We start from the raw sequence: 16345 nt of genomic DNA, 5'->3' as shown, positions 1-16345 counted from the left end.
CATATAGTAGAGCCGTGAGATCAACCCTTTTGTTTTTGACCTATTAGAGTGCGTCTTTAATGACTTTTTTGTAATAAAAAACGGATAGAATACCAAAAATTGAATACAAGGCGGTATAAAGGACCATAACGATAATCATCGGTGTCCAAACTTCAGAGCCAAATAAAAACCAACCCGATTGAACGGCAAAATAGCTATGGAATAACCCAATGACTAAAGGAATGCCGAAATTAAAGATTTGTTTAGCTTGGATTCCTTTTAACAAGTCTCCCTCTGTGAAACCAAGTTTTCGTAAAATCGTGTAATTTGGTTTTTCATCTTCACTTTCATCCATTTGTTTAAAATACAGGATACATCCCGAGGTAATCAGAAACGTTAGTCCTAAGAAACCAACGATAAACATGATGAGTCCCATATTTTGTTTCTGATTGTTACTCGTTTCAAGGCGAGAATCATTTTCACGATTATCACTAAATTTCATTTTTTGAAAAATTTCATTTGCTTTTTCAATCGTTGCTGAATCTTTCATATCAATTCCGATATAAATCGTAGATTCTTTTTGAATGTCTGGATTTATATCATGTTTTAAGCGCTCGTATACCGTTTTGTCGACAATGGCAGTAGGTAGCCCGCCATTGGTGAAATATGTTGAAACGATCGTATCTTTATTTAATCCAATATAGTTTTGCGGTATGATTTCATGTTGTCCCTTCAATTCAATGGGCCCAGAGTCTTTTAAAGACATAAATTTCTGTAGCAGATCACTAAACCCGCTAAAAAGAACTTCTGTAGCTGATAAGTCGATATCTTTCACGTCCTGGTCACTAATAACAGGTAGGGTCATGACATTCGGATCAAAGTTCATTCCCTCGAGACCTGTCTCCAATATTTGCTTAATATTTACATCCACTTGAATAACATCCACGATTTTTTCGCTAAACTTCATTTTATTCGCCTGTAATGCTTCTTTAAATTGTCCTGCATCTTTTTGATTCGCAAATGAAAAGTCGTTAGGGACATAGTTTTCGGCCATTTTTTCTGCAGAGTAGTAGGAAATGTAACTTAACGATAATAAACCAATCGCAAGGGCAGATACGACCGTAATAATAGTCAATAATAAAGCGTTTGATTTCATGCGAAACATAATCGATGATAGGGACAATACTTCATTAATAGTTAAGTAACCGTTTTTCTGTTTGCGAATGATATTGAGAATAAAACGGACAGAACCTTTATATAAAAGATAGGTTCCGATAATGACCGATGCTAGAATGATGGTCATAACAAGAAATAGTTCATTCATCGTTGTGAAGTCGCCCTCAAATAATTTAGATGAAAGATAATAGCCGATTATGATCAAAATCAAGCCTGTGATCCCGATGAACATTTCAAGAAAAGACACTTTTTTTACTTTGCCTTCTGTCATGGAAATGGTTCTAAATAAAGATAAAATGGTCTGTCTTTTAATAAATGCATAATTCATCAACATAATAAAGCAATAGATGACACCAAACACAACAAGTGTTTGGATGAGTGCTTGAACAGAAAACTGAAGGGTTGCGATTGCTTCAACACCGGTAATTTTAAATAAAATCATGATGATTAATTTAGATACGGAAAAGCCAAGAAAAATTCCTACCATTAATGAACCGAAATAGAGGATAAAGTTTTCCATACTAAGGATGCGGAATATCTTGCTTTTCGTCATGCCGATTAATTGAAATAAGCCAATTTCTTTACTGCGTCGTTTAATAAAGATGCTATTGGCGTACAAGAGAAAAATAGAAACAATCGCGACAAGTAAGATGGAAGCTGTTCTGATAGCAGCTGCTCCTTTAATCGATCCTTTTGTTTGATCCATCGATGGGTCATATTGCAATGTGACAAAGGCGAAATAGAGTGCGGCACTAAAGATTAAGGCAAAAACATACAGGTAATAATTCTTAAGATTCTTCTTCAGATTTCGAAAGATGAGTTCATTGATGTTCATGTTGCACCCCGCCTAATACGCCTTGTGTCCTCATGATGTCATGAAAGAAGGTCTGTCTTGTTTCTTCGCCTTTATTTAGTTGTGTATAAATTTGTCCATCTTTGATAAAGATGACTCGACTGCAATAACTAGCGGCAACAGGATCATGCGTAACCATAATAATCGTTGCTTTGCGTGTTTGATTTAATTCGCTCAATTTGTTTAATAAGTCGGAAGCGGATTTTGAATCGAGTGCACCAGTCGGTTCATCAGCAAAAATAATGCTCGGTTCATGGATAAAGGCTCGCGCGGCGGAGGTACGCTGTTTTTGACCACCGGAAATTTCATTGGGATATTTATCTTTCAATTCATAAATACCTAGTTCTTTTGCAAGTGTAGTAAATTTTTGCTCCGCTTCTTTCTTCGGTGTCTTTGTAATCGATAACGGTAATAGGATATTTTCTTTGACCGTCAGTGTGTCTAATAAATTGTATTCTTGAAAGATAAACCCTAAATGGTGCTTGCGAAACTCGGCTAACTGTTTTTCTTTCATACTACTAATTTCTTTACCTTCAATTTTAATCGTCCCGTTGCTAATCTTATCAATGGAGGAAAGAACATTAAGCAATGTCGTTTTCCCTGAACCGGATGCTCCCATAATACTTACGAATTCGCCTTGCTGAATGCGAATATCCACGCCTTTTAATACTTCTTGTTTATTAAATTTAGTGCCGTAGCTTTTATGGATTTTAACAGCTTCAAGAATATGCATATGTATCCACTCCCTGTTCTTTTAATAAACTTAGTATAATGCGCTTAAGCTTACTTTGCCTTCGATTGAGCGAACAAAGAATAAAAGCATATGACATTTTTGTCACATGCTCGTTATGTTTAAGAATTCATTTCTTTTTGGAAAGGTTAACGTAAAAGTCGTTTCAGCGTAAAGTTCTGAATTGACATGTATATGAATGAGTAATGACTGTGCTGCTTTTTTTGCTAAATATAGCCCCATTCCTGTTGCAGCACGATCTTGATGAGTGGTCGTTGATGTAAAGCCCCTATCGAATATACGTGGTATATCTCTAGGATCAATACCTCGTCCGAAATTTTTTACCTCAAGGATGGTTTGCTCAGCTTGCTCATAACTTGTAATCATGATATCGCTTGCCGTACTATATTTTACTGCATTTGTTAAGAGCTGTCTGATGATAAAGGCTAGCCATTTGGCATCACTAAGTACTTCTTCAATCTCTAATTGGATTTCAAAGCCGATTCCTTTTTGAATACACCATGATTGTAATGTTTTAATTTCAGTAAAAATGAGCATTTCTAAGTTAGTATCTTCTATGTATAAATCATTTTCGATGGATGGAATACGCTTTTGGTGGAGCTGTTGGTCAAGTAGAAGATGAATTCGCAACCATTCATAAGTCAAATGAGTTTTCATCATTACGTCGTCTAAGCGATCAATCATTAAATGCATCGCTGTCAGCGGTGTTTTTACTTCATGAATCCAAGCTAATAATTCATCTTTCTCTTGCTCTAAAGTGAGTAGATTTTGTGAAGCTACCTGTTTTAGTAATTCGGCTTGGTTTGCCATACTATTTTCTATTATTTGTTCAAAAGGACTTTCTGGAGAGGCGATGCTTGTTAAATCAAGATTATTTTCTCGTTCTACTAAACTTTTATAAAATTTCGTTTCTTTGTGATAGCGAAAGATCAAAAAGATAGTAAAAAAGAGTATCGATAAAAAGACAAGATAGAGGATGGGCATAAGTGGAATCTCCGAATCGATATAAGCGACAAAGATCGTTAATACTTGCAGGAGGATAAATAAAATGATCCAGCTGCTTCTTTCGATGAAAAATTTTTTAATCATAGATAGTTGCCTCTTCACTAGCCATGTACCCTTGCCCAACTTTCGTTTCGATAAAGCTTCCTAAACCAATTTCATCGAGTCTTTTTCGTAAACGATTTACATTGACTGTAAGGGTGTTATCGCTGATAAAGCGCTTATCATCCCATAGGCTATTGATTAATTGTTCTCGGCTTACGATCTTATTTTTCTGCTCAATCAGCAGTTTTAAGATATAAATCTCATTCTTAGTCAGTTCTACTGAAGCAGCAGTAGTGGTAACCGTATTTTTCTCATAATCCACCGTTGCACCACACCATGTTTTGAGCTCAATTTTTTCAGTATTGTAATTATAGACACGCCGAAGAATCGCCTGCACCTTTGCAATGAGCACATCAAAATGAAAAGGCTTTTGAATATAATCATCCGCTCCAAACTGCATAGACATTACGATATCAGTCGGATGATCGCGAGAAGATAAGAAGATAATCGGAATGTTGGAATGGGATCGAATCATTCTACACCAATGAAACCCATCGAATTTTGGCAATTGAATATCAATAATCACTAAATCAGGCTTTATTTCTGTAAATTCTTGAATCACTCTACTAAAATCAGTAATCCCATAAACCTCATAAGACCATTGGGCTAATCGATCTTTTATCTCATTAAATAGAGTCGTATCATCCTCAATTAACAAAAGTTTAAACAACTGAATTCACCATGCCTTTAGCTTAACTTTACAATAATTGTATAGTAAATCCTTGGTGTTTGCTATTGTGTTATGCAATCGAGTGCGAAATGTTCCTGGCTCAAATGAAATGTGGTTACACAATTTAGATAAAGGTCAGGTAGTTTTAGATTTCTAAAATCAAAAGTAATGGAATTCAATCCGGAATCATTATCATCATCTGAGCAAGTATTGTACATTTTGCAAAAATTCCTAACTATAGTACAAGCCATTTCATATAAAAGTCATATCATGTTACGAAGAGAAGACCCTAAGGACATGTTGGCCGACAAGTCCTTGATGGAAGCCTTATGACGATCTTTCACTGCAAACGCTCTTTCCTGGACATTATTTTTGCTTTCTCAGCATCCAAAAATTGAGAATATACTGTTCGAAGAAATCAATCCGGTTATCGGTAACCGACCGCCTTCGTCAGGGAATTCGTGAAAGTAACCTATACTTAAAATGATCTGGGAATAAAAGCGCCATATCCCTCCTACATTTGTCACGGGGCGTGAAGTGGAAGTATCAATTTTTTTAAAAAGGATGTTTAGCGAATGTGCCCAATTAATAATGGGAATGAAAGGATACAGTCGAATAAAAGTTCTATGTTGTCCCGTGAAGAGATAAAAGCCATTGAATCCTGGATATCTCAAATAGGCGACTATCATATTTTTACAACGACACAACAACGAATAGTTACTGCTAAAAATACGCTGAAATTCAAGTATAAAATAATTGGACATGGGTTTAACCGAATCGTCTATGATCTCAATAATGGTTATGTATTAAAAGTAGCACTGTCTGAAGTAGGATTAATAGGCAACGCAAATGAAGCCTATCTTTATAATAACTGCACTGAGGAGGTCCAAAAGTATCTTTGTCCGGTTAAGGAGTTTGGGACCGGCTGGCTTATTATGAAGAAGATGGCCACTAATATACCGCAAGCAATCATGGAATATCCGAAATTAATCGAGTTGCAATTCATATTCCTGAGTTACGGCATTATTCCAATCGATTTGCGGTTAGCTAATGTCGCCTTTTCCGAGGATAATGAAATGGTTGTCATTGATTACGGACTATTCACCATGGATCTCAAAAGCCCTGTGTTGCGATGGGGGTTTTAACGTCATATTAGTTTTGTATGCTAGGAGAACTTCAACCTAAAAAAAGTCGAATTCCTTCCTAATAATAAGGATCCGACTTTTTTTAATGGGGGTTCTTAACAGTTATAAAAATTGACTAGTATCTATCCTAGTGGAACTTTTCCCCTTAACCTGTTTTAACGTCGCTACTATAAGAAAGCTAACAATCACTAATAAGAGCCATGAACTCACCTTTCCTAGATGAACGAGACTCCATGCATCGGTTTGGTTTGGATATTCCCAAGCTCCAAAGAACGTTGCGATATTTTCGGCTATCCATATAAAAAATCCGATGAGCACAAAAGACAGTGCGAGTGGCATACGGTAACGAGTACCATCAACCTCGTATGTAACCCATGATTGCCAAAAGACGATAATTACAAGTCCAGATAACCACCATCGAACGTCAATCCAATAATGATGGGTGAAAAAATTCAAATAAATCGCAGATGCAAGAGGGACAACTACCAAAAACGGTGGCCATTTAACCAGTTCAACCGCAAGCCTCCTCCACGCCTGGCAAAGATAACTCGCTACACTTGCGTACATGAATCCGCTATACAAAGGCACTCCAAAAATTTTGAAATATCCTTCCTCTGGATAAGACCAGGAGCCCATATGTACCTTGAAAAGTTCAAGAGTAAGTCCAATAAGGTGGAACAATGTGATAACCTTTAGTTCATCCCGTGTTTCAAGCCCAGAACGCACCATCCACCACTGCATCAGAAGGCAGATGATGAGCAGCCAGTCATACCGTGATAGGAAGGGAAGTGGCATGATTTGTGTAATAGCCAAAGAGGCAAAAATAACGACAGGAAACAAACATGATAGGGCCTGCTCCCAACCAAAACGAACGAGTTGTTTTAGTGCTCTCATGATTTGTGCCTCCAAAGGTTTTTTCTGAATATAGTTAAGTCCTGCTTATTGGGTGTCTTCATCATTTCGGTATTCTAAAAGATCTCCAGGCTGACATTCTAAAGCCTTACAAATCGCCTCTAAAGTTGTTAATCGGATCGCTTTTGCCTTTCCATTTTTCAATATAGAAAGGTTAGCCATCGTTATTCCAACCCTCTCTGAAAGTTCTGTAACGCTCATTTTTCTTTTAGCCAACATGACATCAATATTGATTATAATTGCCATTGTTTTCACCTCAGACTATTAAGTCATTTTCTGATTTTATATCGATGGCTTCTTGTAAAAGCCTTTGAAGAACAGCAGCAAAGACTGCGATCACCATTGAAGCAAAAGCAGGAACCGTTCCGATTATGATGAGACCTGGTGCATCGTCTAGATCTGCTACGAGATAAATAAATGGCAAAATTACCACATACAAACCACTGATTGTTATTGCACAGAATTTGATATTCTTTAGAGATTTAATAGACAATTCAGAGAAAGCTTGGTTCTTGTCAATAGAGCTTAAAAGTTTAAAAGCTTGAAATAATGCAATGAAAAACGGTATCGCTGATACATATATACCTATTAAAATGGGATACAGTATATGGGCATAATCTGGATTTATTGGATTCTTAGGTAACCAAGTTAACCCAAATATACCCAAAGAAAGAACTGGAGTTCCAATGAGAAAAACAGCAATCCTTAAAAATAGTGTTGACCCTCGTTTCATAAAAAGCACCTCACATATTTATTGTCAAATAGAATTTAACATATATTTTATCGTTTTACAATAAAACATTATTGTTTTTTATTATATTATTGTTGTTGTTAGCAAAAACAAATTCGAGCAGATGTTGATTGTAGTTGATATGCGAGACTCCTGCTTAGAGAATCGTGTTAAGGGAGACCCCGCCAAAGCACTGAGAAGGCCTCTGGGTTCGCCACTACAACGGACATCCCAGATTGCTCGTGTACATATAATTGAAAAGCAACTCGACCCAAAAGCTACGCTATTTTGCTAAAGGAAGTAGGCCTAAAAAGGACGACCTTTTTATATGCTTGTCAGGGAGTATGAAGATGTAGAACAAGAATACATCCATGTAATTAGGAAGAAACTCGTCAAAAAAAAGCAATTGATTTATAATGAATTTGGTTGAAAGGAGATGCAACAATGACTCAAACATTTGATGCACTAGTTGTTAACAAACAAGACCAGCAATTTTCTGTTGGCATTCAATCGCTTTCACTGGAGGATTTACCAGAAGGCGACGTACTTATTCGCGTTCATTATTCAAGTGTAAACTATAAAGATAGCCTCGCTTCTATTCCTAATGGTAACATCGTCAACACGTATCCATTTGTACCGGGAATTGATTTAGCTGGCGTCGTTGTTTTATCTAAAAATCCACGTTTCCAAGAAGGGGACGATGTCATTGCTACTAGCTATGACATTGGTGTGTCACATTTCGGTGGCTATAGCGAATATGCTCGCGTACCAGCCGAGTGGGTTGTACCACTTCCAAAAGGCCTTACGTTAAAAGAAGCGATGACGATTGGAACAGCTGGATTTACAGCGGCCTTATCCGTTCAACGTCTGGAAGAAAATCATTTAACTCCTGACAAAGGAGCCGTTCTTGTGACGGGAGCAACAGGTGGAGTTGGTAGCTTCGCTGTCTCGATTCTCTCTACTCTTGGTTATCAAGTACAGGCAAGTACAGGAAAGGAATCCGAACACGAATACTTAAAGCATCTTGGTGCACAAAAGATTCTTTCCCGTGAAGATGTCTACAATGGCAAGATTAGAGCATTAGGCAAACAAAAATGGGCAGCAGCTGTTGATCCTGTTGGTGGTGAACCTCTTGCATCTGTGTTAAGCCAAATTCAATATGGCGGCTCAGTAGCTGTTTCTGGTTTAACAGCTGGAACCGAACTTCCCACGACAATTTTTCCGTTTATTTTAAGAGGCGTGAACTTACTTGGAATCGATTCGGTCTACTGCTCAATGGAAACAAGGGTGAAAACATGGAATCGTCTAGCCACTGACTTCAAACCGGCAAACATAGAAGAACTTGTTCAACAAGAAGTAACACTTCAGCAACTTCCTAGTGTTCTTCCAACCTTATTAAAAGGGGAAGCACGTGGAAGAATACTTGTGAAATTGTAATAGCCCTCATTACTATATGATGGTTAACGTTAGAATGAGCAACGTATAAAGATATAAAGAGGGCTAAATTCTCGAAGTACTTTAGAGCGTCTTTAGCACTTGTCGTAAGTGTATTCGTAGTTGGTGGAATTATTTCTTATACACTTTTTAGCTAGTATTGAAACTTAATTAAACAAATGGGGGCTTTAAAGAAAAAAGAGCATGTTTTTTCTTAGTGATAAGCATGCTCTTGTTTTATATGTGACGCACTATAAACTTTAAATGGATACCCCAGGTTAGCGAAAAACAAAGAACACAAGTGAAGATTGATACCACTTGTGTTCTTTGTACGTTCAAAGTAGACCTTATCCTAATCGGTCTCCTTTTTTTACTTTTTGTTGAGGTTCTATAAGAACAACACCCTGCTCTGAATATACACCCATCACTAAAACCTCCGAACTGAAATCAGCAACTCTCATAGGAGGAAAGTTCACTACTCCTAATACTTGCTTACCAATTAGTTCATCCAAATCATAACAATCTGTTATTTGAGCACTACTTTGTTTAATCCCTATCACTTCTCCAAAGTCAATCCACAGTTTATACGCTGGTTTTCTTGCTTTAGGAAATGTTTCTGCTCTGGTAATTTCTCCAACACGTATATCTAGTTTTTGAAAATCGTCGAAAGTTGCCATAGTAATGCCTCCTAAAACTTGTTTATTTGTTTTCGCATTATTTATCCCGGTTTAACAGGCTGTAATACCCCCACTTCAATTTTTGCGAGAGAATCAAGAAATAAATAGATGGGGGATAAACAGCCTGTAAATCTCCGATTGGTGAAATACAGTGAAACTTACCTTTGTGGTTTTCAAAGGTTTAGTTGAACCAATCGGGTTCGTAGTGTCGCTTTATCGAAGATTTAGCGACAGTAGAACGGGACTAACCCTCAGTGGGGGATGAAAAAGCCCCCCCACTGAGGGAAGTTTCACTTTAGTGAGATAAAGAATGGTTAGAATGGTTTTGTTCTTCTTGTTTATCTTTAATAACTATTAAGACCCCTAAGAGAATTAAAATAGAACCTATCCAAAAGGTTACACTAATCGTTTCACCTAGTATTAACCATCCTAATAATGTTCCAACAACGGGTTGAAAGAAAAAGAAAACTCCCCCACTGGAGGCATTTAGCATTTGTAATCCACGACTCCATAATAGAAATGCAGTACATGTCGATATTACACCCAAATAAATTAATCCTCCCCAAATGGTTGGATTAGTTAAATCGTTTATATCAATTTGTGGTAATTTTGGTATAACAAAAGGAGTTAAAACAACAACAGCAATTAAAGTAGCATAGGTTGTAACGACAATTTGTGAATAATCACTAGGTATACGTTTTATGAGTACAGACATTAACGCCCATGTTAATGCTGCGATAATAAGTGATACTCCACCAAGCATGCTAGACATATTAATATCATCAATTCCAACAATGGTAATCACACCAATAGTGGCTAAACTAACTGAAATAGCCTTCTTTAAAGTTAAACGTTCTTTAAGGATTAAACTGGCAAATAAAACCATAAATGCTGGTGTTGTAGAAGTTATAATAGCACCCATTTGTGCAGTAGAAAGCATTGTACCTGTTTCTTGAGTAACAATGGAAATGACGTACCCTATAATTGCAATAGCAATTATAATACCAAAGTGACGTCTGTTAATTCTCCAATTTTGTCTAGTCAAAAGGCTAATTATGACTAATGCAACTAGTGCTATTAAATAACGCATCCATACAAGTTCTAATGGTGGTATGACTGCTACTAATATTTTAACGACAACATACATACCTCCCCAGATACTCGAAGCTAATATTAAATATAAAGAACCAATCAGTGTATTTTTCATTTTTATACCCTCCGTTTTAATTTAGACTTTATATGCCCTAACGGAGAGAAACAACTATTATAGTTTTCTCTCCATTAAGAGTGGGAGAGTGCTACTGGTACATCATTTTCGAATAATGGAGTCCAATACATTTTGAGTCACCTCTAGTCTAATCTAACTGTAGATCTGTCTTTTATTGTAGAAGAAAACTACTAATAATGATGCTGTTAAGGGTTCAGCTAATGAAAGTGTACCTGCCGTTGATGAAGGGACGTGGATAAGTCCTTTGGTAAAAAGAAAGTAGGTAATCTTAGTTGTGATAATCCCAAGATGGAGACTTATAGCGACACCTCAGAGCCCAATGATCCAAGACATATCATACATAAATAAAAATGGAGATAAAAAAATCGCATTCAGAGTGAAAACAACTGCAACGATTGATAGTGATGAATAGTTCTTAACTAATTTTTTACTTACAAAAGTATAATATGCAAACGATACCCCAGCCAAAAGAGCCATCAAGATACCAAATGGGTCTACCTTTACTGCTTGTTTATTTATAAAGAGCATGAAACAACCAAGAATAGATAAGAGGGTAGAATACTACCATCCTTTAGACGGACTCTTTTTTAATACCATCCATTCTAGTACACCAGAAAAAATCGGTGCACTACCAATTGCTATTACAGTCCCAATCGCCACGCCAGTAATAGTGACCGCAGAGAAAAATAATGGTTGGTAAAACGCCATATTTAATGAAGCTAGTATGATTGCTTTAATTGCAAAATGCTTTACATTAAGTTGTCCTCGTATGAGAACAAATAATAATAATGAAACCCACCTACTGCTATTCGAGTCGCCCCTATAGCAATTGGGTGTGCACTTTCAAGCGCAAAAGTCTGTACTGTACCAGTTGTTCCCAAAGAACTGCAGCGAGTAAAATCCAAAACGAAGATAATTTTCCATTCATACGATTCACTCCAATAAAAAGAACGTTTAATCTCATAATAGAAAACTATTTATCATTTTTCTTTACTAAGATTAAGATTCTTTTTATCCAAACTTCATTTTTTTCGATACTTTTGTGGAGGAATCCCTTCGGATTTCACGAACCACCTTGTAAATGGGGACGAATTTTCAGTTGTTGCGGGGTCTGACCCTTAGATTTGGAACATCCTCAAAACATTATACGAGCATGTTGAACCTAATTAAATTTCAATAATGATAGGGAGAATCATTGGCTTTCTCTTCGTATGTGTGAACACATATTGACCTACTGATTTTCTAATCTTTTGTTTCATTACATTCCATTGAAGTACATTCTCTTCATTTTATTATTTCTATATTGGGATGACTCATTCAATAAATGGTTTGATGGTCCTGATGATCCGAATTATGTATTTTTGCAAATCCAACCTGAAACAATTCGAATTTTAAATAAACATGGTGAGGCACCAATAGAGCTTGAATTGTAATTGTTTTTAATCATGTTAGAGGCTAAAATGTTACAAAAAAAGTAGTTAATCTCCAATAGATGGAGCCACCCCTCCAATTTGTTAGACTATGGTAAACAATCGGAGGGGTGTTCATCTTTAAACATACGACTATGTTAAACAAGATTGTTGTTAATAAGATTTTTGGGATTATTCGTGTGCAACCGTGGTTTCACACGTCTTTCAGCTGTGCTAAAATGAGCCCAAAATCAACAGCGTTATATAACATAGCCAAACATTAATAAAAATCTATCAAATAAAGAAAGTGCTTTCAGATAATCTCTTTAGCAAAGTTGAAAAAACGACAATAGATTATATATATAATACCTGTGCAACAAAGGTAAATACACCTCAACTGGACATCGCCACTCATTCAATTGCAAAGATTATTGGTAGAAATCTTTAATTAACATTGGATTTAAAATTAAGCGTCCCTTTTCATCTTTTTCAATTAAATTTTGCATAATGAACTTGTTCATAATTCGACTCACTGTTTCACGTGAAAAGCCAATCATATTCGCTAAATCTTTGATTTGAAAAGAAGTTAAAAATAATATTTTCTGATTGGATAGTGTTACGGCGTAATTTCTGGCTAACCGTAGTAATAAGTTTATGACTTGCTCCTCACTCGTAAAAAAGATCTTATCTTCCAAACGAGATCGTAAATCAATAATTTGTTCACCAACCATCTTAAACAAAATAGCATAAAGTTTTGGATATTTTTCAAGTAATTGCTCGAAATAAAAAATAGGTATGGAAAGGACGGTAGCATCCTCTAAAACATAGGCGTTCGTTAGATAATGCGTATGATCTTCAAAGAAATAATCTTGTGGGAACAATTCTCCTTCCTTATAAATCCCGACAATTAATTCTCTCCCTTTACCATCAATTTTATATACCTTGATTTTTCCTCTACATAAAAAATAAAGTGATTGCATCGGATCGCCTTGCATAAAGAGGTGGTGATTTTTAACTTTATCTTTCAGGCTGCAATATTTAAGTAAATCATTAATTTGTTCCTCATATAATTCATAAAAAAATGGCAATAACCGCAATTGCTCATCCAACTGTTTTTTTTCTTTCAACATTGTAAAGCAGCCCCCCTAATTAACTACTATAAGTGATGTAAATCACGTATTTGAAAATGATTATCAATTATAATGAATCGTGATGTGAATTCCAATTTCGACATAATATGTAAAAATACGTTGATTCGTGATTTTAATCACACCTTATCTAAATGCTATCACCTATAATGACAATTAGTTGATAATGATATTCATTCTCATCTTAATGTAGTTTTCAGAATAAATCAAAACATTGTTTGGAATTTTATTAGCTTACTGGATAAATGAGGAAATGTGGTGAGGGCTAGTTTGAGAATACGTGGTAGTTTAGTCATTATTTTTTGTTTGTTACTTATTGTGGGCTGTTCGAATCAGGTAGGTAGTATGAATGAAAACGAACAAGCACGCATTACGGTTACAGATCATGCAGATCGGGAAGTTAAATTTGCTGAACCACCAAAGCGAATTGTTTCACTTGTTCAAGGGGATATGGATATTCTCTATCAACTCGGTGCAGAAATTGTTGGCGGACCAACCGTTAGTAAAGATTTACTCCCAACGGAACTGGCGAATATAGAACAAGTAGGTACAGCACATGAAGCCGATTTCGAGAAAATTGTTAGTTTAAAACCAGATTTAATTATCGGTCACGCTGGGCTAAATATGAAAGATGTAAGTACAGTAGAATCATTAGGGTTGAAGATGTTTTTAACGAATAGCAATAGCTATGAATCCATTCTTGAAGTAATTGATCAATATGGGAAAATACTCGAACGTGAAAATGAAGCAAAGGAAATGATTGCTGAAATAGAAGCGAAGAAAAAGGAAATTGAACAGAAACCATTAACGAAGGATGTTCGCGCATTGATTATTTATGGAACAACCGATTTATTCTTGGCGGCATTACCAACATCTCTTTCTGGCGATTTATTGGCTACTGTTGGTGGAGAAAATGTTGCTAGTGATCTTCCGGGAATTGAAAGTTACCCAGATTATGCACAGTTAAGCATGGAACGGGTCATCGAAGCAAATCCGGATGTCATTTATTTTATTACACATGGTGAGCCAGAAGCTGTTAAAGAGAAGTTCGAGTCAGAATTGAAATCGAATCCATCATGGAAAAAAATAAAAGCGTTGGAAAATGACAATTTTGTCCTCCTACCATATGAATTGTTCGGGACGAATCCCGGTCCAAAACTTGCAGAATCACTAACTTACATAAGGGAGAATTTAGAAAGTATTGCAGCTGAGAATTAGAGTTGTTTTACATCTAGGACCGTAAGGAAGGAGAACGAAATGAAGGAAGCTGAGCAAATTGATGCTGGAAGTGAAGAAAAGATTTTAGATGCGAATCAAGAAGCGAAAAAAGTAGATCCAAGAAGAAAAAAAAGGCTGCGAACATTATGGATATTTACTTTACTATGCGTTTTAGCAATCATCTATGGGATTATGGCAGGTTCTGTACCGATTCCTTTAAAAGATGTTTGGGGCGCGCTATTTTCTACTGCTGATACGATGGAAAGGCAAATTGTTTGGGATTTACGATTGCCGCGATTATTAACAGGTTTACTTGTCGGCGCTTGTTTAGCTGTATCTGGCGCTTTATTGCAAGGTGTTATGCGAAATCCGTTAGCAGATCCGGGCATTATCGGTGTCTCGGCTGGAGCGGGTTTAGTTGCTGTAATTATGATGATCCTGTTTCCACAATATATACAATTTCTACCGTTAGGTGCTTTTTTAGGCTCACTTATTGCAGCATTAACGATTTACTTTGTTGCGTGGGATGGTGGTGTTTCCCCGTTGCGAATGATATTAGCAGGTGTTGCGATTAATTCCTTATTAGGGGCTGTTATGTCAACGATCATGATTTTATATAGTGATCGAGTTCAAGCTGTACTCCCTTGGTTAGTAGGTGGTCTTTCAGGTAGAAGTTGGCCGCATTTTCAAATTATTTGGCCATATGCAGTAATCGGTCTAATACTGTCCATTTTTGCTATCAAACAAGCGAATATTATGATGTTAGGTGATGAAGTGGCAAGATTAGTAGGAGATAAAGTAGAGCGAAGTCGCTTCATCCTTATTTTATTAGCTACTTTTCTAGCAGGAGTTGCCGTTAGTGTTGCCGGTTTAATAAGCTTTGTTGGACTAGTTGTTCCACATTTTATCAGGATGATTGTCGGCACTGACTACCGTTATCTCCTACCGATTTCAGCAATAGCTGGTGCTTTTCTCGTTATGTTTGCTGATACAATCGCCAGAAGTTGGTTTGATCCAATCGAACTTCCAGTAGGCATTCTGTTATCCGCAATTGGTGCTCCGTTCTTTCTTTATTTATTACGAGGAGGGATCAAAGGATGGAAAACATCTTAAAAGCGGATCAACTTTCTTATCGCTACACAGATACATACTGCATTAAAGATCTTTCGATTTCCTTTAACAAAGGGGAGAAGGTCAGTATTATTGGCCCTAATGGTTCGGGAAAGTCTACGATCCTACGCCTTCTAACTAGACTATTAAAATCTGAAACAGGAACCGTTTTGTTAGAAGGGGAAAAGATGAATCGAATGAAAGAAAAAGAGATTGCGAAAAAGCTTGCGATGTTGCCGCAAGTGAATAATCACAAATTAGACTTAACAGTGAGAGATTTAGTAACGCATGGCCGCAATCCTTATTTGAAATGGTTTGAAGAACCGAATGCAGAGCATCAAACACATATAGATTGGGCGCTCGCAGTTACTAATTTAACGAAGTTCCAACATCGGCCACTACTAGCATTATCAGGAGGTGAAAGACAAAGAGCATGGATTGCGATGGCAATTGCACAAACACCGCAAATCTTAATTTTAGATGAACCAACAAGTTATTTAGATATTTCTCATCAAATCGAAGTCATGGAGCTATTAGAAGATTTAAATCGTTCACTAGGTATGACCATTATTATGGTTTTGCATGATCTCAATCAAGCAGCGAGGTACAGTGCTCGCTTGATTGCTATGAAAAATGGAAAGGTGGTGAGGCAAGGTACACCTAGTGACGTATTTGATTCCGATTTTTTTAGAGAAGTCTTTGCTATAGAAGCAACCGTACACTTTGATGGAGATAAACCGATTTGCACACCGATAGGCTTAGTACAAAGAAAACAAAAAAAGATTGGAGAAACGTAAA

Annotated in this window: 18 protein-coding genes and 1 pseudogene; 6 read left to right on the top strand and 13 right to left on the bottom strand. The window is 36.6% G+C overall.

Annotated features, from left to right (window positions below):
* Nucleotides 1-43 precede the first annotated feature (43 nt).
* From JNUCC23_RS18100 to JNUCC23_RS18085, 4 genes are all read right to left on the bottom strand, one after another.
* Nucleotides 44-1990, bottom strand: coding sequence for an FtsX-like permease family protein (locus JNUCC23_RS18100; protein WP_454212828.1), 1947 nt, complete (start codon nt 1988-1990; stop codon nt 44-46).
* Nucleotides 1977-2741 (bottom strand): ABC transporter ATP-binding protein, encoded by a 765-nt coding sequence (locus JNUCC23_RS18095; protein ID WP_062176037.1) that lies wholly within the window; start codon nt 2739-2741, stop codon nt 1977-1979. The genes JNUCC23_RS18100 and JNUCC23_RS18095 overlap by 14 nt, the downstream gene beginning before the upstream one ends.
* A 102-nt stretch (nt 2742-2843) precedes the next feature.
* Complete coding sequence (locus JNUCC23_RS18090; RefSeq protein WP_454212826.1) at nt 2844-3848, bottom strand: sensor histidine kinase; 1005 nt, start codon at nt 3846-3848, stop codon at nt 2844-2846.
* Nucleotides 3841-4536, bottom strand: a complete 696-nt coding sequence (locus JNUCC23_RS18085) for a response regulator transcription factor (RefSeq protein ID WP_062176044.1) — start codon at nt 4534-4536, stop codon at nt 3841-3843. The genes JNUCC23_RS18090 and JNUCC23_RS18085 overlap by 8 nt, the downstream gene beginning before the upstream one ends.
* Before the next feature lie 372 nt (nt 4537-4908).
* Between JNUCC23_RS18085 and JNUCC23_RS18080 the strand changes: the two genes are divergently transcribed.
* Both JNUCC23_RS18080 and JNUCC23_RS18075 read left to right on the top strand, forming a co-directional pair.
* Nucleotides 4909-5001 (top strand): hypothetical protein, encoded by a 93-nt coding sequence (locus JNUCC23_RS18080; protein WP_157279346.1) that lies wholly within the window; start codon nt 4909-4911, stop codon nt 4999-5001.
* Between the two features lie 110 nt (nt 5002-5111).
* The gene (locus JNUCC23_RS18075) at nt 5112-5681 is read left to right on the top strand and encodes a hypothetical protein (protein WP_403068279.1); all 570 of its coding nucleotides are present in this window, start codon (nt 5112-5114) and stop codon (nt 5679-5681) included.
* Between the two features lie 102 nt (nt 5682-5783).
* Here the strand turns inward: JNUCC23_RS18075 and JNUCC23_RS18070 are convergent, their stop codons facing one another.
* Genes JNUCC23_RS18070 through JNUCC23_RS18060 form a run of 3 tightly spaced genes read right to left on the bottom strand, consistent with a single transcriptional unit; the run spans nt 5784 to nt 7326 of the window.
* On the bottom strand, nt 5784-6575 hold the full coding sequence (locus tag JNUCC23_RS18070; protein ID WP_062176050.1) for a DUF817 domain-containing protein: 792 nt from the start codon (nt 6573-6575) through the stop codon (nt 5784-5786).
* A 45-nt stretch (nt 6576-6620) separates the two neighbouring features.
* Complete coding sequence (locus JNUCC23_RS18065) at nt 6621-6839, bottom strand: helix-turn-helix domain-containing protein (RefSeq protein WP_062176053.1); 219 nt, start codon at nt 6837-6839, stop codon at nt 6621-6623.
* Nucleotides 6840-6849: 10 nt separating this feature from the next.
* A complete protein-coding gene (locus JNUCC23_RS18060; protein ID WP_454212823.1) occupies nt 6850-7326 on the bottom strand; it encodes a DUF2975 domain-containing protein in 477 nt (158 codons plus the stop codon).
* Between the two features lie 441 nt (nt 7327-7767).
* Here JNUCC23_RS18060 and JNUCC23_RS18055 point away from each other — a divergent pair, with 441 nt between their 5' ends.
* The gene (locus tag JNUCC23_RS18055; RefSeq protein ID WP_454212821.1) at nt 7768-8760 is read left to right on the top strand and encodes an NADPH:quinone oxidoreductase family protein; all 993 of its coding nucleotides are present in this window, start codon (nt 7768-7770) and stop codon (nt 8758-8760) included.
* Between the two features lie 344 nt (nt 8761-9104).
* Here JNUCC23_RS18055 and JNUCC23_RS18050 read toward each other — a convergent pair whose 3' ends face one another.
* The 6 genes and pseudogenes from JNUCC23_RS18050 to JNUCC23_RS18025 form a co-directional block, all read right to left on the bottom strand.
* On the bottom strand, nt 9105-9434 hold the full coding sequence (locus tag JNUCC23_RS18050; RefSeq protein ID WP_403068292.1) for a tRNA-binding protein: 330 nt from the start codon (nt 9432-9434) through the stop codon (nt 9105-9107).
* 295 nt (nt 9435-9729) lie between these two features.
* A complete protein-coding gene (locus tag JNUCC23_RS18045; protein WP_454212819.1) occupies nt 9730-10641 on the bottom strand; it encodes a DMT family transporter in 912 nt (303 codons plus the stop codon).
* A gap of 330 nt (nt 10642-10971) precedes the next feature.
* Nucleotides 10972-11190, bottom strand: coding sequence for an EamA family transporter (locus tag JNUCC23_RS18040; protein ID WP_454212817.1), 219 nt, complete (start codon nt 11188-11190; stop codon nt 10972-10974).
* Between the two features lie 33 nt (nt 11191-11223).
* The gene (locus JNUCC23_RS18035) at nt 11224-11400 is read right to left on the bottom strand and encodes a hypothetical protein (protein ID WP_454216133.1); all 177 of its coding nucleotides are present in this window, start codon (nt 11398-11400) and stop codon (nt 11224-11226) included.
* Nucleotides 11401-11828: 428 nt separating this feature from the next.
* Nucleotides 11829-11948: pseudogene (locus tag JNUCC23_RS18030) on the bottom strand (hypothetical protein); the annotation flags it as partial.
* Between the two features lie 551 nt (nt 11949-12499).
* Nucleotides 12500-13201 (bottom strand): Crp/Fnr family transcriptional regulator, encoded by a 702-nt coding sequence (locus JNUCC23_RS18025; RefSeq protein ID WP_454212815.1) that lies wholly within the window; start codon nt 13199-13201, stop codon nt 12500-12502.
* A 288-nt stretch (nt 13202-13489) separates the two neighbouring features.
* On the opposite strand from JNUCC23_RS18025, the gene JNUCC23_RS18020 reads away from it, so the two are divergent.
* Genes JNUCC23_RS18020 through JNUCC23_RS18010 form a run of 3 tightly spaced genes read left to right on the top strand, consistent with a single transcriptional unit; the run spans nt 13490 to nt 16344 of the window.
* Nucleotides 13490-14437 (top strand): ABC transporter substrate-binding protein, encoded by a 948-nt coding sequence (locus JNUCC23_RS18020; RefSeq protein ID WP_403068304.1) that lies wholly within the window; start codon nt 13490-13492, stop codon nt 14435-14437.
* 39 nt (nt 14438-14476) lie between these two features.
* Nucleotides 14477-15550, top strand: a complete 1074-nt coding sequence (locus tag JNUCC23_RS18015) for a FecCD family ABC transporter permease (RefSeq protein WP_082674929.1) — start codon at nt 14477-14479, stop codon at nt 15548-15550.
* Nucleotides 15535-16344 (top strand): ABC transporter ATP-binding protein, encoded by an 810-nt coding sequence (locus JNUCC23_RS18010; RefSeq protein ID WP_454212812.1) that lies wholly within the window; start codon nt 15535-15537, stop codon nt 16342-16344. The genes JNUCC23_RS18015 and JNUCC23_RS18010 overlap by 16 nt, the downstream gene beginning before the upstream one ends.
* Nucleotide 16345: the final 1 nt, after the last annotated feature.

The sequence above is a fragment of the Peribacillus sp. JNUCC 23 genome (genome assembly GCF_053653995.1).
Note: the sequence above shows the minus strand (reverse complement) of the source record. Positions and strands in the feature narration are given on the sequence as shown.